At 72.8% G+C, this 24,876-nt stretch carries 21 protein-coding genes; 9 read left to right on the top strand and 12 right to left on the bottom strand.

Going from position 1 to position 24,876, the window contains the following annotated elements:
- Positions 1 to 366: 366 nt before the first annotated feature.
- Together ACOBQU_RS17510 and ACOBQU_RS17505 are read right to left on the bottom strand one after the other, a co-directional pair.
- Positions 367 to 1,848, bottom strand: a complete 1,482-nt coding sequence (locus ACOBQU_RS17510) for an ArsA family ATPase (RefSeq protein WP_423628055.1) — start codon at positions 1,846 to 1,848, stop codon at positions 367 to 369.
- Between the two features lie 115 nt (positions 1,849 to 1,963).
- Positions 1,964 to 2,935 carry an ArsA family ATPase gene (locus ACOBQU_RS17505; RefSeq protein ID WP_423628053.1) on the bottom strand — a complete coding sequence of 324 codons (972 nt, stop codon included), beginning with the start codon at positions 2,933 to 2,935 and terminating at the stop codon, positions 1,964 to 1,966.
- A 106-nt stretch (positions 2,936 to 3,041) separates the two neighbouring features.
- Here ACOBQU_RS17505 and ACOBQU_RS17500 point away from each other — a divergent pair, with 106 nt between their 5' ends.
- From ACOBQU_RS17500 to ACOBQU_RS17485, 4 genes are all read left to right on the top strand, one after another.
- On the top strand, positions 3,042 to 3,200 hold the full coding sequence (locus tag ACOBQU_RS17500; RefSeq protein WP_009189813.1) for a DUF4177 domain-containing protein: 159 nt from the start codon (positions 3,042 to 3,044) through the stop codon (positions 3,198 to 3,200).
- A 5-nt stretch (positions 3,201 to 3,205) separates the two neighbouring features.
- Positions 3,206 to 3,676 carry a RidA family protein gene (locus tag ACOBQU_RS17495; protein ID WP_423634560.1) on the top strand — a complete coding sequence of 157 codons (471 nt, stop codon included), beginning with the start codon at positions 3,206 to 3,208 and terminating at the stop codon, positions 3,674 to 3,676.
- A gap of 284 nt (positions 3,677 to 3,960) precedes the next feature.
- Positions 3,961 to 4,830 (top strand): NUDIX hydrolase, encoded by an 870-nt coding sequence (locus tag ACOBQU_RS17490; RefSeq protein WP_423628051.1) that lies wholly within the window; start codon positions 3,961 to 3,963, stop codon positions 4,828 to 4,830.
- A 58-nt stretch (positions 4,831 to 4,888) separates the two neighbouring features.
- Positions 4,889 to 5,719, top strand: coding sequence for an MBL fold metallo-hydrolase (locus ACOBQU_RS17485; RefSeq protein WP_423628049.1), 831 nt, complete (start codon positions 4,889 to 4,891; stop codon positions 5,717 to 5,719).
- Here the strand turns inward: ACOBQU_RS17485 and ACOBQU_RS17480 are convergent.
- On the bottom strand, positions 5,716 to 6,558 hold the full coding sequence (locus tag ACOBQU_RS17480) for a nucleotidyltransferase domain-containing protein (protein WP_423628047.1): 843 nt from the start codon (positions 6,556 to 6,558) through the stop codon (positions 5,716 to 5,718). The genes ACOBQU_RS17485 and ACOBQU_RS17480 overlap by 4 nt on opposite strands.
- 102 nt (positions 6,559 to 6,660) lie before the next feature.
- Positions 6,661 to 7,335: a Crp/Fnr family transcriptional regulator gene (locus ACOBQU_RS17475; protein WP_006382668.1), complete on the bottom strand. Its 675-nt coding sequence runs from the start codon at positions 7,333 to 7,335 to the stop codon at positions 6,661 to 6,663.
- Between the two features lie 524 nt (positions 7,336 to 7,859).
- Here ACOBQU_RS17475 and nth point away from each other — a divergent pair.
- The 3 genes from nth to ACOBQU_RS17460 all read left to right on the top strand — a co-directional run bounded on the left by nth (position 7,860) and on the right by ACOBQU_RS17460 (position 11,135).
- Complete coding sequence (nth, locus tag ACOBQU_RS17470) at positions 7,860 to 8,936, top strand: endonuclease III (RefSeq protein WP_423628045.1); 1,077 nt, start codon at positions 7,860 to 7,862, stop codon at positions 8,934 to 8,936.
- Positions 8,937 to 9,009: 73 nt separating this feature from the next.
- Positions 9,010 to 9,828, top strand: a complete 819-nt coding sequence (locus ACOBQU_RS17465; RefSeq protein WP_423628043.1) for an NUDIX hydrolase — start codon at positions 9,010 to 9,012, stop codon at positions 9,826 to 9,828.
- 104 nt (positions 9,829 to 9,932) lie between these two features.
- The gene (locus ACOBQU_RS17460) at positions 9,933 to 11,135 is read left to right on the top strand and encodes a MarP family serine protease (RefSeq protein ID WP_423628041.1); all 1,203 of its coding nucleotides are present in this window, start codon (positions 9,933 to 9,935) and stop codon (positions 11,133 to 11,135) included.
- Between the two features lie 38 nt (positions 11,136 to 11,173).
- Here ACOBQU_RS17460 and ACOBQU_RS17455 read toward each other — a convergent pair whose 3' ends face one another.
- From ACOBQU_RS17455 to ACOBQU_RS17430, 6 genes are all read right to left on the bottom strand, one after another.
- Complete coding sequence (locus tag ACOBQU_RS17455; RefSeq protein WP_423628039.1) at positions 11,174 to 11,359, bottom strand: hypothetical protein; 186 nt, start codon at positions 11,357 to 11,359, stop codon at positions 11,174 to 11,176.
- Between the two features lie 283 nt (positions 11,360 to 11,642).
- Positions 11,643 to 12,590, bottom strand: a complete 948-nt coding sequence (locus tag ACOBQU_RS17450) for an alpha/beta fold hydrolase (protein ID WP_423628037.1) — start codon at positions 12,588 to 12,590, stop codon at positions 11,643 to 11,645.
- Positions 12,587 to 13,087: a phage holin family protein gene (locus ACOBQU_RS17445; RefSeq protein ID WP_423628035.1), complete on the bottom strand. Its 501-nt coding sequence runs from the start codon at positions 13,085 to 13,087 to the stop codon at positions 12,587 to 12,589. The genes ACOBQU_RS17450 and ACOBQU_RS17445 overlap by 4 nt, the downstream gene beginning before the upstream one ends.
- Positions 13,088 to 13,285: 198 nt before the next feature.
- Entirely contained in the window at positions 13,286 to 14,683 is a 1,398-nt protein-coding gene (nhaA, locus tag ACOBQU_RS17440; protein ID WP_423628033.1) for a Na+/H+ antiporter NhaA, read from the bottom strand.
- Between the two features lie 367 nt (positions 14,684 to 15,050).
- On the bottom strand, positions 15,051 to 17,054 hold the full coding sequence (gene acs / locus ACOBQU_RS17435; RefSeq protein WP_423628031.1) for an acetate--CoA ligase: 2,004 nt from the start codon (positions 17,052 to 17,054) through the stop codon (positions 15,051 to 15,053).
- Positions 17,055 to 17,103: 49 nt separating this feature from the next.
- Positions 17,104 to 19,743 (bottom strand): SulP family inorganic anion transporter, encoded by a 2,640-nt coding sequence (locus tag ACOBQU_RS17430; RefSeq protein WP_423628029.1) that lies wholly within the window; start codon positions 19,741 to 19,743, stop codon positions 17,104 to 17,106.
- Positions 19,744 to 20,060: 317 nt separating this feature from the next.
- Between ACOBQU_RS17430 and ACOBQU_RS17425 the strand changes: the two genes are divergently transcribed.
- A complete protein-coding gene (locus ACOBQU_RS17425) occupies positions 20,061 to 21,443 on the top strand; it encodes a hypothetical protein (protein ID WP_423628027.1) in 1,383 nt (460 codons plus the stop codon).
- Between the two features lie 159 nt (positions 21,444 to 21,602).
- On the opposite strand, the gene ACOBQU_RS17420 is transcribed toward ACOBQU_RS17425, so the two are convergent.
- Positions 21,603 to 22,583, bottom strand: coding sequence for an ATP-binding protein (locus ACOBQU_RS17420; protein ID WP_423628026.1), 981 nt, complete (start codon positions 22,581 to 22,583; stop codon positions 21,603 to 21,605).
- A gap of 101 nt (positions 22,584 to 22,684) precedes the next feature.
- Between ACOBQU_RS17420 and ACOBQU_RS17415 the strand changes: the two genes are divergently transcribed.
- Positions 22,685 to 23,497 carry an oxidoreductase gene (locus ACOBQU_RS17415; protein WP_423628024.1) on the top strand — a complete coding sequence of 271 codons (813 nt, stop codon included), beginning with the start codon at positions 22,685 to 22,687 and terminating at the stop codon, positions 23,495 to 23,497.
- Positions 23,498 to 24,004: 507 nt separating this feature from the next.
- Here the strand turns inward: ACOBQU_RS17415 and ACOBQU_RS17410 are convergent.
- Complete coding sequence (locus tag ACOBQU_RS17410) at positions 24,005 to 24,829, bottom strand: HAD family hydrolase (protein ID WP_423628022.1); 825 nt, start codon at positions 24,827 to 24,829, stop codon at positions 24,005 to 24,007.
- Positions 24,830 to 24,876 lie beyond the last annotated feature (47 nt).

Raw genomic sequence — 24,876 nt, 5'->3', positions numbered from 1 at the left:
TCGGGGTCGGATGGTGTGACGCCAGGTCAGGCGAGCCAGGTCGGTGTGGGGCGCATGACGCCGACACGCCGATGCGTGACGCTGGGTCAGGTCCGACCGTGTTCGATCACACTCGATCACGTGGGGCACGCTCGATCACGTGGGGCGTGCGTCGCGACCGCCATGCCGGGTCCGGCACTCGCGATCCGAGTGCGTGAGCGGCCCCGGGGCATGCGCGAGTACGGATGAGTACGGACGAGTACGGGTACGTGAGTACGGCTCCGCGGGACGCCGCCGACCCTGAGGCGGTCCCAGGAGCCGAACGCCGACGGGGCGGACCCCTCCACGGGGGGCGTGGCGCCGTCGGGAGCAGGGTGGGAGGCCGGGCTAGGCGGCCCCCGCCGGACCGCCGTCCGACGCCGCGAGCCGGTCGCCGATGGCGCGCAGCCCCGCCAGGTCGTGCACATCGCCCGGCAGCGCGGGCACCTCCGCCACCGCGACCTCCGGGTGGAGCGCGGTGAAACGGTCACGCGTGTGCCGCTCGCGGGCGATCAGCCGCATCCGCTCCGCGTGCAGCCGGAGCAGGCCCGCGGTCAGGCGCTCGACGGGCACGTCGGCGTCGGGGGACGCCGCGGACTCCGAGGGCGCCGCGACCTCACGCGGGGTGTCGACCTCACGCGGGGTGTCACGGGGGCCGTCGCCGCTGCCGCCGCTGCCGTCGTCGTCCGGACTGTCGCTGGCGTTACTGGTGTCACTGTCGTCTTCTGAGCCGTCGAGGCCGTCTAGGCCGTCTAGGCCGTCTAGGCCGTCTGAGCCATCTGCGTCGTCTGAGCCATCTGCGCCGTAAGAACTGCGGGGAGCCCCGGGAGAGTCGGGAGCCTCTGCGGGGCCACGCAGTCCAACCTTCCCGCCCTCCTGATCCACAATGCGGCGCTCCTCAAGATTTTCCGCCGCCGCGAGCGCCCGCTCGGCCGACAGGTCGTCCGCGCCGCTGCCGTGCACCCGGTTCAGCACGAGACCCGCCAGCGGCATGCGGTCCGCCGCGAGCCGCTCCACGAAGTACGCCGCCTCCCGCAGTGCGTCCCGCTCCGGCGACGCCACCACCAGGAACGCCGTGCCCGGCGCCTGGAGCAGCCGGTAGGTGGCGTCCGCGCGCGTGCGGAAGCCGCCGAACATCGTGTCCATCGCCGCCACGAACGTCTGCACGTCCCGCAGCAGCGGGCCCCCGAGCAGCTTTCCCAGGGCACCCGTCATCATCGACATGCCGACGTTCAGGAACTTCATCCCGGCCCGGCCGCCGACCTTCGCCGGGGCCATGAGCAGCCGGATCAACTTCCCGTCCAGGAACGACCCGAGGCGCTTGGGCGCGTCCAGGAAGTCGAGCGCCGAGCGCGACGGCGGGGTGTCCACGACGATGAGGTCCCACTCGTCGCGCGAGCGCAACTGGCCCAGCTTCTCCATCGCCATGTACTCCTGCGTGCCCGCGAAGCCCGCCGAAAGCGACTGGTAGAAGGGGTTGTCGAGGATCGCCCTGGCCCGGTCGGCGTCCGCGTGCGCCTCGACGATCTCGTCGAAGGTGCGCTTCATGTCGAGCATCATGGCGAACAGCTCGCCCTCGCCCTTGACGTCCTCCACCCGCCTCGGCACGTTGTCCAGCGCGTCGATCCCCATCGACTGGGCCAGCCTGCGCGCCGGGTCGATGGTCAACACGACGACCGTGCGCCCGCGTTCGGCGGCGCGCAGGCCGAGCGCCGCCGCCGTCGTGGTCTTGCCCACGCCCCCCGAGCCGCAGCACACCACGATGCGGGTCTTCGGATCGTCGAGCAGCGCGTCGACGTCGAGCGGGTCACGTGCCAGGTCGAGGCTCATGGTGTCCTTGGCTTCCGCGAGGGGGCGAGGGAGCGAGAGGGGACGCGGGCCGACGGGGCGGGGGTCGGCGGGGCGGGGGTTGGCGGGGCGGGGGTCGGCGGGATGGGGGCCGCTGTCACGAGACGCCCTGCCGCCGCAGCTCCGCGGCCAGCTCGTACAGGCCCGCCAGGTCCAGTCCGTCGGCCAGCAGCGGCAGTTCGTGCAGGGGCAGGCCCAGGTCCGCGAGGACGGCGCGCTGGGCACCCTCCAGGGCGTGCCGCTCGGCGTACTCGGCGGCCTGGTCCAGGAGCGGGTCCACGAGCCGCTCGGCGCCCCTGGCACCGCCGAGGCCCGCCGCCGCCAGGGAGCGGGCGAGGGCGGCGCGGGGCGCCGCGCGCAGGCCGAGGTCGAGCGCGGCCTCGTCGAGCAGCGCCGGGCGCACCATGTTCACCAGGACCCGGCCCACCGGGAGGTTCGCGGCGCGCAGCTCGGCGATGCCGTCCGCGGTCTCCTGGACCGGCATCTCCTCAAGGAGCGTCACCAAGTGCACCGCCGTCTCGGAGGACTTGAGTACGCGCATGACGGCCTGCGCCTGGTTGTGTATCGGCCCGATCCTGGCGAGCCCGGCGACCTCGTCGTTCACGTTCAGGAAGCGGGTGATGCGGCCCGTGGGCGGGGCGTCCATGACCACGTAGTCGTACGCGTACCGGCCGCGCTTGTCCTTGCGGCGCACCGCCTCGCAGGCCTTGCCGGTCAGCAGGACGTCCCGCAGGCCGGGCGCGATGGTGGTGGCGAAGTCCACGGCACCGAGCTTCTTCAGGGCCCGGCCCGCGCTGCCCAGTTTGTAGAACATCTGGAGGTAGTCCAGGAGGGCCAGCTCGGGGTCGATCGCCAGGGCGTGCACCTCCCCGCCGCCGGGCGCGACCGCGATCTTCCGCTCCTCGTACGGAAGTGCCTCCGTCTCGAAGAGCTGGGCGATGCCCTGTCTGCCCTCGACCTCCACGAGGAGGGTGCGCCTGCCCTCGGTCGCGAGGGCGAGCGCGAGGGCCGCGGCGACCGTGGTCTTGCCGGTACCGCCCTTGCCGCTGACGACCTGGAGCCTGCTCACGTCTTCGAGCCTAACCAGTCCCCTCGCCGAGTACGCACGAGGCTGCCGCGGGACGGTCGGTGAGGGCTTGGGCGGCGGGCGTCGCGGCAGGCATTACAGTCGCCGTATGACCAAGTGGGAATACGCAACGGTGCCGCTGCTCGTCCACGCCACGAAGCAGATCCTGGACACCTGGGGCGAGGACGGCTGGGAGCTCGTCCAGGTCGTCCCGGGCCCCAACCCGGAGCAGCTCGTCGCCTACCTGAAGCGCGAGAAGCAGGCGTGAGCGCCGTGAGCGGGGCCGTCGAGGCGAAGCTTGCGGAGCTGGGGCACACGCTGCCCGAGGTCGTCCCGCCGCTCGCGGCGTACCAGCCCGCCGTGCAGTCGGGGGTGTACGTGTACACGGCCGGGCAGTTGCCCATGGTGGACGGCAAGCTGCCCGTCACCGGCAAGGTCGGCGCGGAGGTCACCCCGGAGGAGGCCAAGGACCTCGCCCGGGTGTGCGCGCTCAACGCCCTCGCGGCCGTCAAGTCCGTCGCCGGGGACCTCGACCGGGTCGCCCGCGTTGTGAAGGTCACCGGCTTCGTGGCCTCGGCACCGGACTTCACCGGGCAGCCCGGCGTGCTCAACGGCGCCAGTGAACTGCTCGGCGCGGCGCTGGGCGACGCCGGGGTGCACGCCCGTAGCGCGGTGGGGGTGGCTGTGCTGCCGCTGGACGCGCCGGTGGAGGTGGAGATCCAGGTCGAGCTGACCTCGGCGTAGCGGCTGCCGCCGCCTCCTCGCCCGCCCGCCCACCCGCTGCCCCCTACCGAGGGGTGGACGCCCCTCGCGGGGGCCGCGCGCCGTCGGCGTCTGCGGCTCCGGGGCACTCGGCGGCACCGGCGGGGCCCCTGCTCAAGGCGGGGCGCCAGAGAAGGACGGGACTCCAAAGCAAGGCGGGGCTCCAAAGCAAGCCAGGACGCCAGAGGGTCGCGGAACGCCAGAGCAAGGCGGGACGCCAGCGACGGCCTCTCGAACATCCGCAGCACACCCGATAGCCTCCGCCCATGGCAGATGGGCAGTGGTACCACCCGGAGTGGCTCGACCGCGTCCGCGCGCTCGCGGCGGGCGAGCTGACCCCGGCGCGCCCCCGCCCCGCGGCGACGGTCATGCTCCTGCGGGACACCCCGGCCGCGGGCCCGGAGGTGCACATGCTGCGCCGCCGCACGTCGATGCCGTTCGCGGGCGGCGCGTACGCCTACCCCGGCGGCGGCGTCGACCCGCGCGACGACGACCGGGACGTCCGCTGGGCGGGCCCGCCGCGCTCGGCGTGGGCGGCCCGGCTCGGCCTCGACGAGTCCGCGGCCCAGGCGATGGTCTGCGCCGCGGTCCGGGAGACGTACGAAGAGGCCGGAGTGCTGCTCGCGGGCCCCTCACCGGACACGGTCGTCGGCGACACCACCGGCGACGACTGGGAGGCCGACCGGGAGGCGCTGGTGGCCCGAGAGCTGTCCTTCGCCGAGTTCCTCGACCGCCGCGGCCTGGTGCTCCGCAGCGACCTGCTGGGCGCCTGGGCGCGCTGGATCACCCCGGAGTTCGAGCCGCGCCGCTACGACACCTGCTTCTTCGTGGCCGCCCTGCCCGAGGGCCAGCGCACCCGCGACGTCTCCACGGAGGCCGACCGCACGGTGTGGCTGCGCCCCGCCGCGGCCGCGGCCCGCTACGACCGCGGCGAACTCGGCATGATGCCGCCCACCATCGCGACCCTGCGCCAGCTCGCGCCGTACGCCACGGCCGCCGCCGCCCTCGCCGCCGCGCCCGGCCGCGACCTGACGCCCGTGGTGGCCGAAGCCCGCCTGGAGGACGGCGAGTTGGTGCTGGTCTGGCCGGGGCACGACGAGTTCACCCAGCACATCGGGACCGGCGGCGCGGCGTGACGCCCACCCGGTCCTCCACTCCGCCCGCCCACCGGACCCCCACGGGAGTCACCCCGCGATGACGAACGCAGCCGCCCTCCCCGGCCAGCCCCGGGGCGGTGTCCTCAGCGGACCCGCCACCCCCCGCGCGGTCAACGTCCTGGCGCCCAACCCGTCCGCGATGACCCTCGACGGCACCAACACCTGGATTGTCTCGGAACCGGGTTCCGGCCTGGCCGTCGTCGTCGACCCGGGCCCCCTGGACGAGGCGCACCTGGCGAACGTCGTCGACACCGTCGAGCGGTCGGGCGCCCGCGTCGCCCTCACCTTGCTCACCCACGGCCACCCCGACCACGCCGAGGGCGCCACCCGCTTCGCCGAGCTGACCGGCAGCAAGGTCCGCGCCCTCGACCCGGCGCTGCGCCTCGGCGACGAGGGCCTGGCCGCCGGTGACGTGATCACGACCGGCGGTCTGGAGATGCGGGTCGTGCCGACGCCCGGCCACACCGCCGACTCGCTCTGCTTCCACCTCCCGGCCGACCGGGCCGTGCTGACGGGCGACACGATCCTGGGGCGCGGTACGACGGTCGTCGCGCACCCGGACGGCCGTCTGGGCGACTACCTGGACTCGCTGCGGCGGCTGCGCTCGCTGACCGTCGACGACGGCGTGCACACGGTCCTGCCGGGCCACGGCCCGGTCCTGGAGGACGCCCAGGGCGCCGTCGAGTTCTACCTGGCCCACCGCGCCAACCGCCTCGCCCAGGTCGAGACGGCCGTCGAGAACGGGTACACGACGGCGTCCGAGGTCGTCGCGCACGTGTACGCGGACGTCGACCGCTCCCTGTGGCCCGCGGCGGAGCTGTCGGTACGGGCCCAGCTGGACTACCTGAAGGAGCACGGCCTGATCTAGGCGCCGCCGGGGCGCCCCGCGCCGTCCTCGGGCCGGGGCGCCTTGACGCCGTGGACGGCCGCGTACTCCCGTACGAGCCACTCGCCGAGCCCGTCCAGGAGTTCGCGCAGCGTCTCCGCGTCGCCGACGGGCTCGTACGCCACCTCGACGGCGGCCCGCGCCCGCCCGGCCCACTCGGGGTAGAACTGGCCGAACGCGTCCGCCATCTCGGCCAGATCGCTGGTCCAGCCGCGCCAGCGGGACATGACGAGCGTGAACGCGGTGCGCACCAGGTGCCGCGCGACCTGGCGGCACAGGGCGCGCAGCGCGGCCTCGTCACCGGCCGCGGCGGCGGCCCGCTCCCGCCAGCGCCGCTGGAACAGGGCGATGTCGCCGTTGGTCTCGCGGGCGAGGCGGCTGTCGGGGCGGTAGCGGGGGAGGAATTCGGCCAGGTCCTCGCCGAGCAGGGGCGTGCAGAGGCAGGCGACGAACCAGCCGAGGTCGTGCGTCTCCAGGTCGCTGAGCACCCGGTCCCGGCTGTGCAGCAGGATGCCGACCCCGTCGATCTCGGCGAAGTCGCGGTCGACGGCCGCCGCCACGGCGTGCGCGTCGGCGCGGTCGGCCGGGGTGGGCGCCGCGCGCAGGACGAGCAGCAGGTCGAGGTCGGAGCGGCCGACGCGGGCGGCGCCGCGCGCCACGGACCCGTACAGGTACGCGCTGTCGAGCCGCTTCCCGAAGACGTCCGCGACCTGGTCGCGCGCGGCGGCGACGGCGGGCCGGAACGCGTCCTGGATCCGTCCGAGCGCGCCTTCGCGCGCGATGTACCCCTGGCTGTCGAGCCCTCGGCTTGCGGTCGTCATGGGGCCACTGTGCGGGGTGGAGACGGACGGGGCACGCCGATTCGGCGCGCGGGCGCCGGGTGGCGTGCCCCGGTGTCGTACGAGTGGTCGTACTCCGCGCGGTCAGCGGGACCGCTTCGCGAGGCGCTCCACGTCCAGGAGGATCACCGCGCGGGCCTCCAGGCGCAGCCAGCCGCGGCCCGCGAAGTCGGCGAGGGCCTTGTTGACGGTCTCCCGGGAGGCACCGACGAGCTGGGCCAGCTCCTCCTGGGTGAGGTCGTGCACCACGTGGATGCCCTCTTCGGACTGCACGCCGAAGCGGCGCGACAGGTCGAGCAGGGCGCGGGCCACGCGGCCGGGGACGTCCGAGAAGACGAGGTCGGACATCTGGTCGTTGGTCTTGCGCAGGCGCCGGGCGACGGCGCGCAGCAGGGCGGCGGCCACCTCGGGGCGGGCGTTCAGCCAGGGCTGGAGGTCGCCGTGGCCGAGGCCGAGCAGCTTGACCTCGGTGAGCGCGGTGGCGGTGGCCGTGCGCGGGCCCGGGTCGAACAGCGACAGCTCGCCGATCAGCTCGCCGGGGCCGAGCACCGCGAGCATGTTCTCGCGGCCGTCGGGGGACGTGCGGTGGAGCTTCACCTTGCCCTCGGTGACCACGTAGAGGCGGTCTCCGGGGTCGCCCTCATGGAAAAGAGCGTCTCCGCGCGCGAGCGTCACCTCACTCATGGAGGCGCGGAGCTCCGCGGCCTGCTCGTCATCGAGCGCCGCGAAGAGCGGGGCGCGCCGCAGAACGTCGTCCACGAGTTCTCTCCTTGTCGACCTGCATCAGGGGACGGTTCCCCCAGTTTGCCGGACGGTTCAAACAGTGTGATCAGTCACTCAAGTCTGCCGCACTTGTGACGGAGGCAATGCGGAAGGGGGCCAATTGGGGGCCGATCTGGGGGACCGGCGGGGTACGCGGCTGTCCGGCCGCGGGCCGGACAGCCGCCGCACGGCCCGTGAGAGCACAGGCCACGGCGGCGGCGAGCACGGTTGTCCGGCACGATTCTGCTGTGGGCGAACACGTTTCCGCCACCCCTGAGAATCGGGCAAATCGGGCGGCTTGGGGGTGTGTGGGGGTCGTACGGGGGTCGTGCGACGGGTGCGCGGGGAGCGTGCGACGGGTGTACGGGGGGAGTGTGACGGGGCGTGCGCGAGGGCTCACATCGGGTGAGTGCCGGGGTGGTGCGGGGTGCGCGCCGGGGCCTTCGGGGCGCGGGCCCGCAGGCCGGTGACAAGTGCGGATCCGGGCCGTCCGTGTCAGTGGCGGCCCGTACGCTGACGGCATGGCGAAACGAGGCGCTGGGCGGGCCGCGAGGCCGACGGACGAGACGCGTGCCGACGACGCGGCCGCCGCTCCCGGGACACCGGCGGCGAAGAAGACGGCCCCGAGAAGGACGACGACGCCCAAGAAGGCGACGACGCCCAAGAAGGCGACGACGGCGGCCCCGAACACGACAGCGGCTACGAAGAAGACGGCCGCTACGAAGAAGACAGCGGCCCCGAAGAAGGCAGCCGCTACGAAGAAGTCGGCCGCCACCAAGAAGGCCCCGGCCAAGACGGCCGCCCCCGCCAAGAAGGCCCCGGCCCCGCCGCCCAAGCCCTCCACCGCCCTCGTGCGCCGTGCCCGCCGCATCAACCGCGAGCTGGCGGAGGTGTACTACTACGCCCACCCGGAGCTGGACTTCGAGAACCCCTTCCAGCTGCTCGTCGCCACCGTCCTGTCGGCCCAGACGACGGACCTGCGGGTCAACCAGACCACGCCCGCCCTCTTCGCGGCGTACCCGACCCCGGAGGACCTCGCCGCGGCCAACCCCGAGGTGGTGGAGGAGCTGATCCGCCCCACCGGGTTCTTCCGCGCCAAGACGCGGTCGATCATCGGCCTGTCGGCGGCCCTGCGGGACGACTTCGGGGGCGAGGTGCCGGGCCGCCTGGAGGACCTGGTGAAACTGCCCGGCGTGGGCCGCAAGACGGCCTTCGTGGTGCTCGGCAACGCCTACGGCCAGCCGGGCATCACCGTGGACACCCACTTCGGCCGCCTCGTGCGCCGCTGGAAGTGGACGGACGAGACGGACCCGGACAAGGTCGAGGCCGCCGTGGGCGCGCTGTTCCCGAAGAGCGAGTGGACCATGCTCTCGCACCGGGTGATCTTCCACGGCCGCCGCGTCTGCCACTCCCGCAAGCCCGCGTGCGGCGCCTGCCCGATCGCCGCGCTCTGCCCGTCGTACGGGGAGGGCGAGACGGACCCCGAGAAGGCGAAGAAGCTCCTGAAGTACGAGATGGGGGGCCTGCCCGGGCAGCGCCTCAAGCCGCCGCCGGACTACCCCGGCAAGGCCGCGCCGCCGCTGGGCGCCGCCGGGTGATCCTGGAACCATCCGCGGGGCCCTCGGCGTTGTGCAAGGACGGACGGGGGTGCCGATGACGCACGCGAGTGACATGCACACAGGCGAGACGCACGAGGCGCAGATGACCGACGACCCGCGCCGGGCGGTCCCCGCGCCGTCCCCCGAGCCCCCGCCCGCGCCGGTGACCCCCCACCCCGACGGCCCCCATGAGGTCACCGACGGCCCCCTGGAGGTCACCGCCAGCCCCCTGGAGGTCACCACCGACGGGCTGCCCGCCTGGCTCACGCCGGTGGCGCGGGCCGCCGCCGACGTGCGCCCCGACCAGCTCAGCCGGTTCCTGCCGCCCGAGGACGGGGCGGGGCGGCAGTCCGCCGTGCTCGTGCTCTTCGGGGAGGGCGAGCGCGGGCCCGAGCTGCTGCTGATGGAGCGGGCCAGCTCCCTGCGGTCGCACGCGGGGCAGCCGTCGTTCCCGGGCGGCGCCCTCGACCCGGAGGACGGCGACCCGGCGGCGGACGGCCCGCTGCGGGCCGCGCTCAGGGAGGCCGAGGAGGAGACCGGCCTCGACCCCCGGGGCGTCCAGCTCTTCGGCGTGCTGCCCAGCCTGTTCATCCCCGTGAGCGGCTTCGTCGTCACGCCCGTGCTCGGCTGGTGGCGCGCCCCCAGCCCCGTGCGCGTGGTGGACCCCGCCGAGACGGCCCGCGTGTTCACGGTCCCCGTGGCCGACCTCACGGACCCGGCGAACCGCGCGATGGCCGTGCACCCCCGGGGCCACCGGGGCCCGGCGTTCCTCGTCGAGTCCGCCCTGGTGTGGGGCTTCACGGCCGGGCTCATCGACCGGATCCTGCACTTCGCGGGCTGGGAGCGGCCCTGGGACCGGGACCGCCAGGTCCCACTCGACTGGGGCGCGTGACGAGCATGGCAAGGTGGCGGTGACCGGGCCGCGGGCGCCGCGGCGCGCGTGGCCGACCGCGCGGTGAGCAAGGCGGGCAATGATGCGAGGCGAGGACTGAATCGGTGAACGTGCTGGACATCCTGCTGCTGCTCGCCGCGGTGTGGTTCGCGATCGTCGGGTACCGCCAGGGCTTCGTCGTCGGCATCCTCTCGGTGATCGGCTTCCTCGGCGGCGGCCTCGTCGCCGTGTACCTGCTGCCCGTCGTCTGGGACGCGATGAACGACGAGCGCGCCAAGGTCAGCACGACCGCGGCCGTCGTCGCCGTCGTGGTGGTGATCGTCTGCGCCTCCGTGGGCCAGGCCCTCACCACCCACCTGGGCAACAAGCTCCGCAGGTACATCACCTGGCAGCCCGCCAGAGCCCTCGACGCCACCGGCGGCGCCCTGGTCAACGTGGTCGCCATGCTCCTCGTGGCGTGGCTGATCGGCTCCCTGCTCGCGGGCACGACGCTGCCGACGCTCGGCAAGGAGGTCCGCAACTCCAAGGTGCTGCTCGGCGTCGACCGCGCCCTGCCCGGCCAGGCCGACACCTGGTTCACGGACTTCTCCTCGGTCCTCGCGCGCAACGGCTTCCCCCAGGTCTTCAGCCCGTTCTCGAACGAGCCGATCAAGGAGGTCGACCCGCCGGACCCGAAGCTCGCCCGCAGCGAGGTCGCCGTCACCGCCAAGCGCTCCATCGTGAAGGTCAGCGGCGACGCGCACAGCTGCGGCAAGGCCCTCGAAGGCACCGGCTTCGTCTTCGCGCCCCGCCGCGTCATGACCAACGCCCACGTGGTCGGCGGTGTCGACGAGCCGCGGGTGCAGATAGGCGGCGAGGCCGAGAAGTACGACGCCAAGGTCGTGCTCTACGACTGGGAGCGCGACATCGCCGTCCTGGACGTGCCCGCGCTGCCCGCGCCCGCCCTGGAGTTCGCCTCGGGGGACGCCGTGAGCGGCCAGAGCGCCATCGTGGCGGGCTTCCCCGAGGACGGCCCCTACGACGTCCGGCCCGCGCGTGTGCGCGGCCGCATCACGGCCAAGGGCCCCGACATCTACCACCGCGGCACGGTCCGCCGCGACGTGTACTCGCTGTACGCGACGGTCCGTCAGGGCAACTCCGGCGGCCCGCTGCTCACCCCGGACGGCAAGGTCTACGGCGTCGTGTTCGCCAAGTCCCTCGACGACCCGGACACGGGGTACGCGCTGACCGCGGACGAGGTGCGCGAGGACATCGAACGCGGCCGCACGGCGAACCAGGAGGTCGACAGCCAGGGGTGCGCGCTGTGAGCCGGGCGGTCCCGAAGCGCCCCGAAGGGGCGGAACGCCTAGTCGCGGGTGTGCCGCAACCGCGCCGAGACCCAGCGGGCCCGGCGCCGCAGGATGCGGGGAATGCCGATGGCCTGCGCGGATGCCGAGGGCCCCGGACGGCCCTGGCCGCGCGGGACGCCGCCCACCTCGGTGGCTGCCCGGCGCTTGCGTGCTACGTCACTGTAGTCGTGCGTCCAGCCCATACTCGGACGTCTGCCCGGGCCTCAAGGTCGGTAACCTCGCACAAGAGCCCCAATCGGCCTATGCGCCGGGCAAGTGGCGTTCGTAGCACTGGCGTTCCGGCAGCGGGGTGACGCCCCGTCGCCGTACGGGCGACGCCCCGTCGTCGTACGCCTGACGGGACCCCGTCGCCGTACGCCTGACGGCGCCTCATCGCCGTACGGCGGACAGGCGGCCCGGCGCCGTGCGACGGACACGGACGCGCGCCCCCTGCCCTGTCGTGAGGGCGTGTCAGCGGTAGGCGTGTCAGCGGTCCGGCTCGGGGTCGCGGAGCCAGCCCACCAGCTCGTGGGAGAACGCCACCGGGTCCTCCTCGTGGGGGAAGTGGCCGAGCCCGTCGAAGAGCCGCCAGCGGTAGGGCGCCTCGACATACTCGCCGGAACCGGCGGCGCTGCGCGTGCGCATCACCGGGTCGAGGGAGCCGTGCAGGTGCAGCGTCGGCACCCGCACCGGCCGCTTCATGCGCCGGTAGAACTGGATGCCGTCGGGGCGCGCCATGGACCGCACCAGCCAGCGGTACGGCTCGATGGAGCAGTGCGCCGTGGAGGGGATGCACATCGCGCGGCGGTAGGTCTCCACCGCCTCGTCGTCCGGCAGGCGCGGGCCCGACCAGTCCCGGATCAACCGGCCGACCAGCGCCCCGTCGTCCGCGACGAGCTGACGCTCCGGCAGCCAGGGCCGCTGGAAACCCCACACGTACGACCCGGCCGCGGTCTGCTTGGTGTCCCGCAGCATCGCCGACCGCCAGCGCCGCGGGTGCGGCATGGAGGACACCACGAGGCGGCGGACCAGCTTGGGCCGCATCACGGCGGCCGTCCAGGCGAGGTAGCCGCCCAGGTCGTGGCCGACGAGCGCGGCGTCGGGCTCGCCGAGGCTGCGGACGACGCCGGTGATGTCGAGGGCGAGGTTGGCCGGGTCGTAGCCGCGCGGGGTGCGGTCGCTGCCGCCGACGCCGCGCAGGTCCATGGCCACCGCGCGGAAGCCCGCGTCGGCGAGCGCGGTCAGCTGGTGCCGCCAGGTCCACCAGAACTGCGGGAAGCCGTGCAGGAACAGCACGAGGGGGCCCTCGCCGAGCTCGGCGATGTGGAAGCGGGCGCCGTTCGCGGCGACGTCCCGGTGCGTCCAGGGGCCCTCGATCCGTACGGCCGCTTCGGTCGTCGACCCGTGCTGGGGGGAAGTGGCGGGGTCCGTCATGAAGACGAGCGTGCCACAGCCTTGGCGCCCTGACCGGCTTCCAGCTCAGGGGCACCCGAGGGGCTCACGGCACGGGGGTGCGGCTTGACGTTGGACAGGACCGCGGCGGTCTCCTTGGCCGCGGCGGCCGCCTTCTGCGGGCCCTTGCCCTTCGCGGCCTTCTTCGCGTAGATCACGCCGATCCAGGCGAGCACCCCGGCCACCAGGACGTTCGCGGCGAAGGACAGGACGAAGCAGATCGCCATGTTCCAGCCGCTCCAGGTGCGGATGCCGTAGGCGAGCGCGAAGTTCAGCATCGGCAGCGAGAAGATGAGCACGGAGATGGCCGCGATGAACGCGGCGCTGCCGATCGCGCCGCGCTTGATGTCCTGGGTGACCTGGGCCTTGACCAGCGCGATCTCGTCGTGCACCAGCTCCGACATCTCCTTGCTCGCCGCGGAGACGAGCTGGCCGAGGCTGCGTTCGGTGCCGACGGGAGCGTCGGGTGCGCTGCTCATCGCGTACTCCTCAATTCTGTGACTGCCGGTTCGTGGACCGCCGGTTGGCTGACCGCCGCTCCGCGGGGAGCCGGTGCGCAGGGTCAGGCCGTACGGGAGTCCGTCCGTGCCGAGCCTGTCCACTGGACGGCGGTCCACACGGCGCGGGGCGCGCGGCCTGTCTGCGCGAAACGGATCCGCGCGGAAGTTCTGGTCAGATCATGCCGGACCGTGGCCCCCGTCGCTCGTCCCGGATGCCAGTTGCGCACGCCTGCGGTGCTCGGCGGCCTTCTTCTCGTAGATCGCGGCCATCCGCAGGTGGTACTCCGGATTGTCCTGTTCGTAGATGTCCGGAATGCCGTCGAGGTCCTCGTCGCGCTCCTCGTCCTCCCACATCGCCCGGTACTTCGCGTTCCGCATCTTCAGCAGGATTCCGGACACCACGGCCGCCGTGAGGGAGCCGACCAGGACGGCCGCCTTGACCTCGTCGGTGAGCGCCGGGTCCTCGCTGAAGGCCAGCTCGCCGATGAGCAGCGACACCGTGAAGCCGATCCCGGCGAGCGAGGCGACGGCGAAGACGTCCGGCCAGGCCAGGTCCTCGTTCAGCTCGGCCTTGGTGAAGCGCGCGGCGAGCCAGGTCCCGCCGAAGATGCCGACCGCCTTGCCGACCACCAGGCCGAGCACCACGCCGAGGGTCTCCGGCTGCGTGAAGACATCGCCGAGCGCGCCCCCGGAGACCGCCACTCCGGCGCTGAACAGCGCGAACAGCGGCACCGCGAGGCCTGCCGACAGCGGGCGCACCAGGTGCTCGATGTGCTCGCCGGGGGCGTGCCGCTCGCCCTCCTGCCGGTGGCAGCGCAGCATCAGGCCCATGGCGACACCGGCGATGGTGGCGTGGACGCCGCTGTTGTACATCAGGCCCCAGATGACCAGGCCGAGCGGCACATAGACGTACCAGCCGCGTACGCCCTTGCGCAGCAGCAGCCAGAAGACGGCGAGGCCGATGACGGCGCCGCCGAGCGCCGCGAAGTTCAGGTCGCTGGTGAAGAAGATCGCGATGATCATGATCGCGAAGAGGTCGTCGACCACGGCGAGCGTCAGCAGGAAGGCGCGCAGCGCCGAGGGCAGCGAGGTGCCGATGACCGCGAGGACCGCGAGCGCGAAGGCGATGTCGGTGGCGGTCGGCACGGCCCAGCCGTCCAGGGAGCCGCCGCCCGCGGTGTTCACCAGCGTGTAGACCAGCGCGGGTACGGCCATGCCGCAGATCGCGGCGATGACGGGCAGGGCGGCGGCTTTGGGGTCGCGCAGGTCGCCCGCGACCAGCTCGCGCTTGAGCTCGATCCCGGCGACGAAGAAGAAGACGGCGAGCAGTCCGTCGGCCGCCCAGTGCTGGAGCGACAGGTCCAGGCCGAGCGCGCCGGGGCCTATGTGGAAGTCCCGTACGGTCTCGTAGCTGTCCTTGAGCGGGGTGTTCGCCCAGATCAGCGCGGCGATGGCGGCGACGAGGAGCAGGACGCCGCCGACTGTCTCGGTGCGCAGGGCGTCCGCCACGAACGTGCGCTCGGGCAGGGAGAGGCGTCCGAGCACCTTGCGCTTGCTGTCGGTGGGCGCGACCACGGGGTGACCTCCGGTCGGGTAGGCAGGGCTGAGCACATGCCGACCAGACTTCCCGGCGCACCTCGGTGACTTCTTATCGCGTTGTTGACGTTGATCCTTAGCTTACCTAATCGCTTGGGTGTGCGCCCGACGGGTGCGCGACAGGGGTGCGGCGGGCGGATGGTGGGGGTGCGACAGGCGGGCTGTGGGGGTCCGGCGGGCGTGCTGGGTCCGGCGGGCGGATGGTGGGGGTGCGGCCGGGGGAATCCGTCTCGGCTTCACTCTAGGCAGGACAAAGGCACCCGGCGCGTCGAGCGCCGGGTGCCTTCGTCGGTCCTGCGGGGTGGGGTGGCCGCCCGGGTTCCTTCCGCCCGGGGCCGGGCCCGGGTCAGTCCTCGCTGGGCGCGGCCGGGAGCTTGGACTGGATGAGGTCCATCACGGAGGAGTCCGTGAGCGTGGTGACGTCGCCGAGCGCGCGGTTCTCCGCGACGTCCCGCAGCAGGCGCCGCATGATCTTCCCGGAGCGGGTCTTGGGCAGCTCCGCGACCGGCAGGATCCGCTTCGGCTTGGCGATCGGCCCGAGCGTGGCGCCCACGTGGTTGCGCAGCTCGCCGACGAGGTCGTCGGTCTCCGCCGCCGTGCCCCGCAGGATCACGAAGGCCACGATGGCCTGGCCGGTGGTCTCGTCCTTGGCGCCGACCACGGCCGCCTCGGCCACGGCCGGGTGCGAGACGAGCGCCGACTCGACCTCGGTGGTGGAGATGTTGTGCCCGGAGACCAGCATCACGTCGTCGACCCGGCCGAGCAGCCAGATGTCGCCGTCCTCGTCCTTCTTGGCGCCGTCCCCGGCGAAGTACTTGCCCTCGAAGCGCGACCAGTAGGTGTCGATGAACCGCTGGTCGTCGCCCCAGATGGTGCGCAGCATCGACGGCCACGGCTCGCTGAGGACGAGATAGCCGCCGCCCCCGTTGGGGACCTCCTCGGCCTGGCTGTCCACCACGGTCGCGGAGATGCCCGGCAGCGGGCGCTGGGCGGAGCCCGGCTTGGTCTCCGTGACGCCCGGCAGCGGCGAGATCATCATCGCGCCGGTCTCGGTCTGCCACCAGGTGTCCACGATGGGGCACTTGTCCGCGCCGATGTGCTTGCGGTACCAGACCCACGCCTCGGGGTTGATCGGCTCGCCGACCGAGCCGAGCACGCGCAGGCTGCTCAGGTCGAACTTGGCGGGGATGTCGTCGCCCCACTTCATGAACGTGCGGATCGCCGTCGGCGCCGTGTACAGGATCGTCACCCCGTACTTCTGCACGATCTCCCAGAAGCGGCCCTGGTGCGGGGTGTCCGGGGTGCCCTCGTAGATCACCTGGGTGGCGCCGTTCGCCAGCGGGCCGTACGTGATGTACGAGTGGCCGGTGACCCAGCCGATGTCGGCCGTGCACCAGTACACGTCGGTCTCGGGCTTGAGGTCGAACACGGCGTGGTGCGTGTACGCCGTCTGGGTGAGATAGCCGCCGGAGGTGTGCAGGATGCCCTTGGGCTTCCCCGTCGTACCCGATGTGTACAGGATGAACAGCGGCTCCTCGGCCTCGAACGCCTCCGGCGCGTGCTCGGCCGACTGGCGGCCCACCACGTCGTGCCACCACAGGTCGCGGCCCTCGGTCCAGGCCACGTCCTGCTCGGTGCGGCGGACGACGAGGACCTTCTCCACGCCCTGGACGTCCTCGCGGGCGAGCGCGTCGTCGACGGCGGGCTTCAGGGCGGACGGCTTGCCCCGGCGGTAGCCGCCGTCGGCGGTGATGACCAGCTTGGCGTCGGCGTCCTTGATGCGCGCGGCGATCGCGTCGGCGGAGAAGCCGCCGAACACCACCGAGTGCGTGGCGCCGATGCGGGCGCAGGCCAGCATGGACACGACCGCCTCGGGGATCATCGGCAGGTAGACGGCGACCCGGTCGCCCTTGGTGATCCCCAGCTCCGTCAGGGCGTTGGCCGCGCGGCTGACCTCGTCCTTGAGCTCGGCGTAGGTGATGGCCCGGCTGTCGCCGGGCTCACCCTCGAAGTGGATGGCCACACGGTCGCCGTTGCCCGCCTCGACGTGCCGGTCCACGCAGTTGTACGCGACGTTGAGCGTGCCGTCCTTGAACCACTTGGCGAACGGCGGGTTCGACCAGTCGAGCGTCTCGGTCGGTTCGGTGGCCCAGGTCAGCCGACGGGCCTGCGCGGCCCAGAAGCCGAGCCTGTCAGCCTTGGCCTGTTCATACGCCTCCGCGGTGACGTTGGCGTGCGCCGCCAGGTCGGCCGGCGGCGCGAACCTGCGGTCCTCCTTGAGCAGGTTGGCCAGGCTTTCGTTGCTCACGACATCTCCCTTTCCCAGGGTGTCCGTTGTGTCCCAAGCCACAGCTCATCAGACACCCGGCCCCGGTGACAAGGGCTTGCCGATAATTGGTTTAGACCTCTACCTGGTGGGCGGGTGTGACCTGGCTGAATACGTCATCGGGTCCCTTCCGTAGGGGTGTGCCGCCTGGACTTGCGGAGCTTTTCGTGCTGGCGGGGTGGTCGGGGTGCTGGGGGTGTCCGGTGTGGCCGGTGTGGTCGGGGTGCCCGGGAGGGTCGGGGTGCCCGCTGCCCTCGGGGTACTCGGGGTGCTCGGCGCGCTCGGGGTCGCTCTGTGGGGCGCGGTCCTGGCCCGGCGTCGTGCCGCTCGCCCCGTCCGGGGCCGGACGTCCGGGGCGGTCGCCCTCGGTGAGCAGATACGCCTGTGCCTCGCCCACGTGGAAGTACATCCCGTGCAGTTCGAGCGTGCCCTCGGCGAGCCGCCGCGCGACCGCCTCGTGGGCCCGCAGGTGCTCCAGCTGCTGCACCACGTTGGTCAGGCACAGCTGCTCCACGGCGTCGGCGGGCTCGCGCCCCGCGAGTCGCGGCGCCATCCGCTCCGGCGCCGCGCCCGGCGGCGACCCCGCGCCGTCCGGCCGCGCCCGTGCCCCGTACCCGGCCATCCGCTCCAGGCTCGGCAGCCCGTGCCGCAGCCAGCGCTTCAGCGGCGTCTGCGCTCCGGTCGGCGGCGAGTTGAGCAGTGCCTGCATGGCACCGCACCCCGAATGCCCGCAGACGGTGATGGACTTGACCTTCAGTACGTCCACCGCGTACTCGATCGCGGCCCCCACCGAGTCGTCGCCGCTCTCGGCGCCGGGCAGCGGCACCAGGTTGCCCACGTTGCGTACGACGAAGAGGTCGCCGGGGCCGCTGGACGTGATCATCGAGGTGACCACGCGGGAGTCGGCGCAGGTGAGGAAGAGCTGCGCGGGGCGCTGCCCCTCCCGGGCCAGCCGGGCCAGCTCGTCGCGCACATGGGGCGCCGTGTTCTGCTGGAACGCGCTGATGCCGCGGGCCAGTTGGTGCGCGGCGCCCTGGCGTGCGCCGTCCTCGTCGTGGGGCGCGCTGGCGGTGGCGGGGTCGTGGGGGCGTACGCAGTGGTGGTTGCGCCAGGGTGTCCAGGGCTTGCAGTGGCAGTGGGCCGCGCCCGCGGGCTCGGTGATGGGGCGGCCGCCGCGGCCGGTCAGCTCGACCGTGCCGCCGCGCGCGAGGTGGGCGTCCTGCCAGCTCTGGAGGGTCTCGTACGCCGCGTGGTCCATGAAGGAGCCGTCCAGCTCCACGACGGCCTCGGCGGCGTGCGGCACCTGGTGCAGGGTGCGGCTGAGCCGGGGCACGGCGAGGAAGGTCAACTGCCCCCGGACGTGGATGTGGTGGGTGCCTCCTTCGTCTTCGGTGTGGGTGATGCGGGTGCGGGCCAGGCGGTGCAGGGCGACGGCCACGGCGACGGCGACGCCGAGGGCCACGCCTTCGAGGACGCCGAACAGGACCACGCCGAGGGTGGTGACGACGTAGACCAGGATCTCGCGGTGACGCGTGACCGTGCGGATGTGGTTGAGGCTGACCATCTGGATGCCGACGGCCATGACGAGGGCGGCGAGCGCGGGGAGCGGGATCAGTTCCAGGACGGGCACGAGGAGCAGGGCGGCTACTACTACCCAAACGCCGTGCAGCATCGTGGAGTTCCTGCTGACCGCGCCCGCGTTCACATTGGCCGCGCTGCGCACCGCGACCCCGGCGACCGGCAGCCCGCCGAGCGCCCCGGACACGATGTTCGCGGCGCCCTGGCCGCGCAGTTCGCGGTCGAGGTCGGAGCGGGGCGCCAGTGGCGGGCCGCCCGGGCGGGCGGCGGCGAGCTTGTCGACGGCGACGGCCCCGAGCAGCGACTGCACCCCGCACACCAGCGTGGTGGTCAGCACGGCCGCGACGAGGCCGAGTGCGGGTCCCTCGGGCAGCCCGGCGAGCGCGTGGCTGCGCCAGGACGGCAGGTCGACCTTGTCCATGCGCAGCGCGGCGGCGGCGGTGAGCCCCGTGGCCGCGGAGACCGCGACGAGCGGCGCGGGCAGGCGTCGCAGCGCGCGCCCGGCCCGCCCCGGGATCCGGGGCCAGACGAACAGGACGGCCAGCGTGAGCAGGCTTATCGAGACGGCGGCCGGGTGCAGGTCGGCCAACTGGGCGGGCAGCGCGCCGAGGTTGGCGAGGACGGAGCTCTGGGGGGTGCCGCCGAGCACGATGTGGAGCTGGGCCACGGCGATGGTGATGCCGATGCCCGCGAGCATGCCGTGGACCACGGCGGGGCTGACGGCGAGGGCCGTGCGGGCCACGCGCAGACAGCCGAGGCCGAGCTGGGCGAGCCCGGCGAGGACGGTGATGGCGCAGGTGGTCCGCCAGCCGTACCGCTGGATGAGGTCGGCGGTGACGACCGTGAGTCCGGCGGCGGGGCCGCTGACCTGGAGCGGGGAGCCGCCGAGGCGTCCGGCGACGATGCCGCCGACGGCGGCGGCCACGAGGCCCGCCTGGAGCGGCGCGCCGGTGGCGAGCGCGATGCCCAGGGACAGCGGCAGCGCGATCAGGAAGACGGCGATGGAGGCCGAGAGGTCGGCGCCGGAGATCCGCGGCGACCGGAGCGAGGGCCTCCGGGGCGGCGGGGCGTGTGGCCCTTTGCCGCGTGGGGTGGGGGCCGAGTCGTCAGGGGCGGCTGGGACGCAGGCAGGCATGATTCCCGTCTCCTCCGGGGCGGCGCGGTCGCGGAACAAGGGGTCCTCCGGCGCGGGGGCGCGGAGGGCGGGTCGCGGCCGTGGGTCACGGCGTTGCAGCGGCGGGATGACTCAACTCGCGGGATGACTCAACTCTCGGTAAACGGATCGTAATGCAGAGTAAAGGTCGTGGCAGGATTTTCGGTGCAAATGGGGCAAGCAATCACTCCAACGTATGAATAAAGATGTTCATCGGCTTGTCGTTACGCCGCTTCTGTTCCGCCATGCGAGGTTTCTGGCGATCTGTCCAGACGTGCACGGAAGTAGGTGGGCGGGCGATGGCCGCCACTCAGAGAACCGCCGCGGGTCGGCGGGGCGCCGGTCACTGGCGGGGCGCCGTTCGTCGCGGGGGCGCTGCCCGGCGGTCCGTCGCGGGCCTGGCCGCCCTGCTGGTCTGCGGTGTGGCCCTGGCGGGCTGCTCGGACGGCTCCGACGCGAACGGCGGGGCCGGTGGGGCCGGTGGGGGCCGGGGGAACGGCGCGAAGGAGGGGGCACCCGGCGCGAAGCGTCCCGCGGGCGCCGCCGCGCCGAAGTCCGCGATCCGGCTGATCGGCGACGGCTCCACCGCGGTCACCGGCAAGCAGCCGCTGCTGCCGCGGCCGGAGCGGCTGCGGCCGGGTCAGCGGCCGCCGCAGTTCGTGGTCTTCTCCTGGGACGGCGCGGGCGAGGACGGCCAGAAGCTGTTCTCGCACTTCCGCAAGGTCGCCAAGCGGAACAACGCCACGATGACGTACTTCCTCAGCGGCGTGTACATGCTCCCCGAGGAGAAGCGGGCGCTCTACAAGCCGCCGCAGCATATGTCCGGCAGCTCGGACATCGGCTTCAACGACCGCCAGGGGATCAAGGACACCGTGGAGCAGCTCCGCGGCGCCTGGCTGGAGGGCAACGAGGTCGGCACGCACTTCAACGGCCACTTCTGCGGCAAGGGCCGGGGCGTCGGCGAGTGGTCCGTAGCCGATTGGAAGAGCGAGATCCAGCAGGCCAAGTCCTTTGTGAAGGCGTGGAAGACGAACACGGGCCTCAAGGGCGCGCCACCGCTGCCGTTCGACTACGACAAGGAGCTGATCGGCGCCCGCACGCCCTGCCTGGAGGGCCGCGACAACTTCCTGCGCGCGGCGCGCGAGCTGGGCTTCCGCTATGACACCAGCGGCGTCAACAACCAGGTCTGGCCCAAGAAGAAGCAGGGCCTGTGGGACCTGTCGATGCAGCTCGTCCCGGTCCCCGGCCGCGGCTTCGAGACGCTCACCATGGACTACAACTTCATGGTGAACCAGTCGGGTTCGACGTCGCACGGCGACCCGGCCAAGCACGAGTACTGGGGCGACCAGATGCGCGACGGCCTGCTGAAGGGCTTCGACCGCGCCTATCACGGCAACCGCGCGCCGCTGATCATCGGCAACCACTTCGAGTCCTGGAACGGCGGCACGTACATGCGCGCCGTCGAGGAGACCATCGAGCGGGTCTGCGCGCGGCGCGAGGTGCGCTGCGTGTCCTTCCGGCAGCTGGCCGACTGGCTGGACGCCCAGGATCCGCAGGTCCTCGCCAAGCTGACCCGGCTCGGCGTCGGCGAGGCCCCGAAGGAGGGCTGGCCCGCGTTCCTCGCGGCCCGCCCGGCACCGGCGCCCAAGGGGGTTCCGGGGGCGGAACCGGCCAAGAAGTAGCGCGGGGCGGGGGCGCGCCGCCGGGTGGAGCCCCGCCGGGCCGGGGCGCCCCTGTGTCCGAGGAGCCCCGGGCCGGGGTGACGCCGGGTGGGAGACCCGCCGGGCCGGGGTGGCTCCGGGGCGGGCGCGGCGGGCCGGTGGTGGTGTCGCCGTGGCCGGTCAGGCCGTGGCGACCGCCTCCTCGCGCAGGACGAAGTCGGGGTCGACCTGGGACGCCAGGTCGGCACCGGTCTTCTCGTTGCCCCAGCTCTGGGCGTTCTTCAGGTGGAAGTGGACCATCTGGCGCGTGTACCGCTCCCAGTCGCGGTGTTCGTACGTGGCGTCGGCGGCGTCCTTGAGTGCTTGCAGGGCTTGGCGGTTGGGCTCCTCCAGGAGGTCGAACCGGGGCGGACGGCCCTTCTCCATGGAGCGCACCCAGTCCGAGTGCCCGACGGTCACCAGGAGGTCGTCGCCGACCTGCTCGCGCAGGAAGTCGATGTCGTCCTGGCCCTGCACCTTGTTGCCGACGACCTTGAGGGCGACGCCGAAGTCGCGTGCGTAGTCCTTGTACTGGCGATAGACGGAGACTCCCTTCCTGGTGGGCTCGGCGACGAGGAACGTCATGTCGAACCGGGTGAACATCCCGGAGGCGAAGGAGTCCGAACCGGCGGTCATGTCGACGACCGCGTACTCGTCGGGGCCGTCGACGAGGTGGTTCAGGCACAGCTCCACCGCTCCGGTCTTGGAGTGGTAGCAGGCGACACCGAGGTCGGCTTCGGTGAACGGCCCGGTGACCATCAAACGCACGACGGCGCCGTCGAGTTCCACGGCCCGCGCACAGGCTTCGTACACCGGATTGTCCTCGCGGACCCGCAGCAGCCGGGAGCCCTCGCCGGGCGGCGTCGTCTTGATCATCGTCTCGGCGGAGGCGATCCGCGGGTTGGTGCCGCGCAGATAGTCCTTGATCAGCGGCAGCCGCGCCCCCATGCCGGGCAGTTCGGCCGCCTGCTCCTCGTCGAGGCCGAGAGCGGCGCCCAGGTGCTGGTTGATGTCGGCGTCCACCGCGATGACGGGCGCTCCGGCGGCGGCGAGGTGTCGGATGAAGAGCGAGGACAGCGTCGTCTTGCCGCTGCCGCCCTTCCCCACGAAAGCGATCTTCATGTTCATCTAGCGTAGTGGTGAGATCACCGCCGGATGCGGGCTTGAGTGAAGAAGACCACTCCTTCGTGGGGTGTGGGCCCGGAGTGCGTAGGGTCTTACTCATGAGTACGACAGATCCGCTGGCGCCCTTGGGCGCGCTGCCCGGCGCCGTCGACGCCGTGGCCTCCGTGCGCAAGGCCGTCGACCGCGTCTACGGGCACCGGATCATGCGGCGGCGCAGCACGGAGGTCACCGCGGAGGCCGCGCTGCGCGGCGCGCGCGGGTCGGCCGCACTGTCCGGGGCGGAGTGGGCGCTCGAAGAGGTGCGCAGGCGCAGCGACTTCGGGGGTGACGCCGAGGCGCGCGTGGTGGGCGCGGCGCTGCGCCTGAGCGCGGAGGCGGGTCAGCTGCTGAGCATCTGGCGGCAGTCGCCGCTGCGGGTCCTCGCGCGGCTGCACCTGGTGGCGGCGGCCGACTCCGATGAGGCTGCGGGCCGTCCGCGCCTCGCGGGCGAGGGGGTCGACGAGCCGCTGGTCGAGCTTCCGCTGCCGGACGCGGACGAGGTGGCGGGGCGCCTGGAGGGGCTTTCGCGGCTGATCGTGGCGGGCAGTTCCGCTCCCGCGCTGGTGACGGCGGCCGTGGTGCACGGGGAGCTGGCGGTGCTGCGTCCGTTCGGGTCGTACAACGGCCTGGTGGCGCGGGCCGCCGAGCGGATCGTCCTGGTGGGCAGCGGCCTCGACCCGAAGGCGATCTGCCCGGCTGAGGCGGGCCACGCCGAGCTGGGCCGCGCGGACTACGTGGCGGGCCTCGAAGGCTATGCCTCCGGCACTCCGGAGGGCATGGCGGCGTGGATCGCCCACTGCGGCAGGGCGGTCGAGCTGGGGGCCCGGGAGTCGACGGCGGTGTGCGAGGCGCTTCAGCGGGGGGCCGCGTAGGCGTGCCCGTGGCCGACGTCTTCGGAGAGGCGGCCGTGTCTCCGTAGGGGCGAGGGCTGGCTCTGCGGTGGGGAACCGCCCTGGTGGGGAACCGCCCTGAACAGGGTTGCGGCGGTACGAGCATGCGTACCGCCGCTGGCACGTTCACCGAGTTACCAAGCGTCCTCGAATCATGTGCCCATCAGGTCGGGAACTTTGCCCGTCACCTGGTGCGGCTGGCCCGTAATCGACGGGTCGACGTCGCGTGGGTGCTCGGTGTCCATGCTTCGGTCCGTGGGGCCAATCACTGCGGTTGAAGGTAATCCTCTCGGATGTCCTTGGTCTCGCGGGCCGTTGACTCCTTTGTACTCCTGTCCTCCGGAGAGCGGAAGCCCTGGCCGCACTTCTTTACTTTTAGGTTCAAACAAGGGTGAATCGGACGCTCCGCTTCGGTCGCCCCCGGGGGCGGGTCGACACTCGGCTGGCGCGCCGCCGTCGCTCCCGGTCGGCTCGGGGCGTCGCCCCAGGTCAGCTCGCGGCCGTCCGGCGGCGGCTGGCGAACCAGACCAGGCCCGCGGTGGCGGCCGCCGCCCCCACCGCGGCCGCCGCGACGAGCGCGGGGCGCGGGGGCGCGGACAGCCGCTGCTTGAGCCGTACGGGGCGGTGGAAGTCCAGAATCGGCCACTCGCGCGCGACCGCTTCCCGGCGCAGCGCCCGGTCGGGGTTCACGGCGTGAGGGTGGCCGACCGCTTCGAGCATCGGCAGGTCCGTGACCGAGTCGCTGTAGGCGTAGCAGCGCTCCAGGTCGTACCCCTCCGAAGCGGCGAGCTCCTTGATGGCCTCCGCCTTGGTCGGCCCGTACGCGTAGTACTCCACCTCTCCGGTGAAGCAGCCGTCGTCGCCGACCACCATGCGCGTCGCCACCACCCGGTCCGCGCCCAGGAGTTCGCCGATCGGCTCGACCACCTCGGCGCCCGAGGTGGAGACGATGACGACGTCGCGGCCCGCGGTGTGGTGCTCCTCGATGAGGGAGGCGGCCTCGTCGTAGATGATCGGGTCGATCAGGTCGTGCAGGGTCTCGGCGACGATCTCCTTGACCTGCTGCACGTTCCACCCCCGGCACAGCGCGGACAGGTACGCGCGCATGCGCTCCATCTGATCGTGATCCGCGCCACCGGCGAGGAACACGAACTGGGCATATGCGGTCCGCAGTACCGCCCGGCGGTTGATCAGGCCGCCTTGGTAGAACGACTTGCTGAAGGTGAGCGTGCTCGACTTCGCAATGACCGTCTTGTCCAGGTCAAAGAAGGCAGCCGTGCGGGGCAAGGAGTGGTTTTCCACGAGGTTGAGCATAGGCGCCCACCATTCGGCGTAAGCTGAGGCGCGTGGGTTTGCCTGAG

Source organism: Streptomyces sp. G45, from assembly GCF_049542095.1.
In the GTDB taxonomy this organism is placed as follows: Bacteria; Actinomycetota; Actinomycetes; order Streptomycetales; family Streptomycetaceae; genus Streptomyces.
Note: the sequence above shows the minus strand (reverse complement) of the source record. Positions and strands in the feature narration are given on the sequence as shown.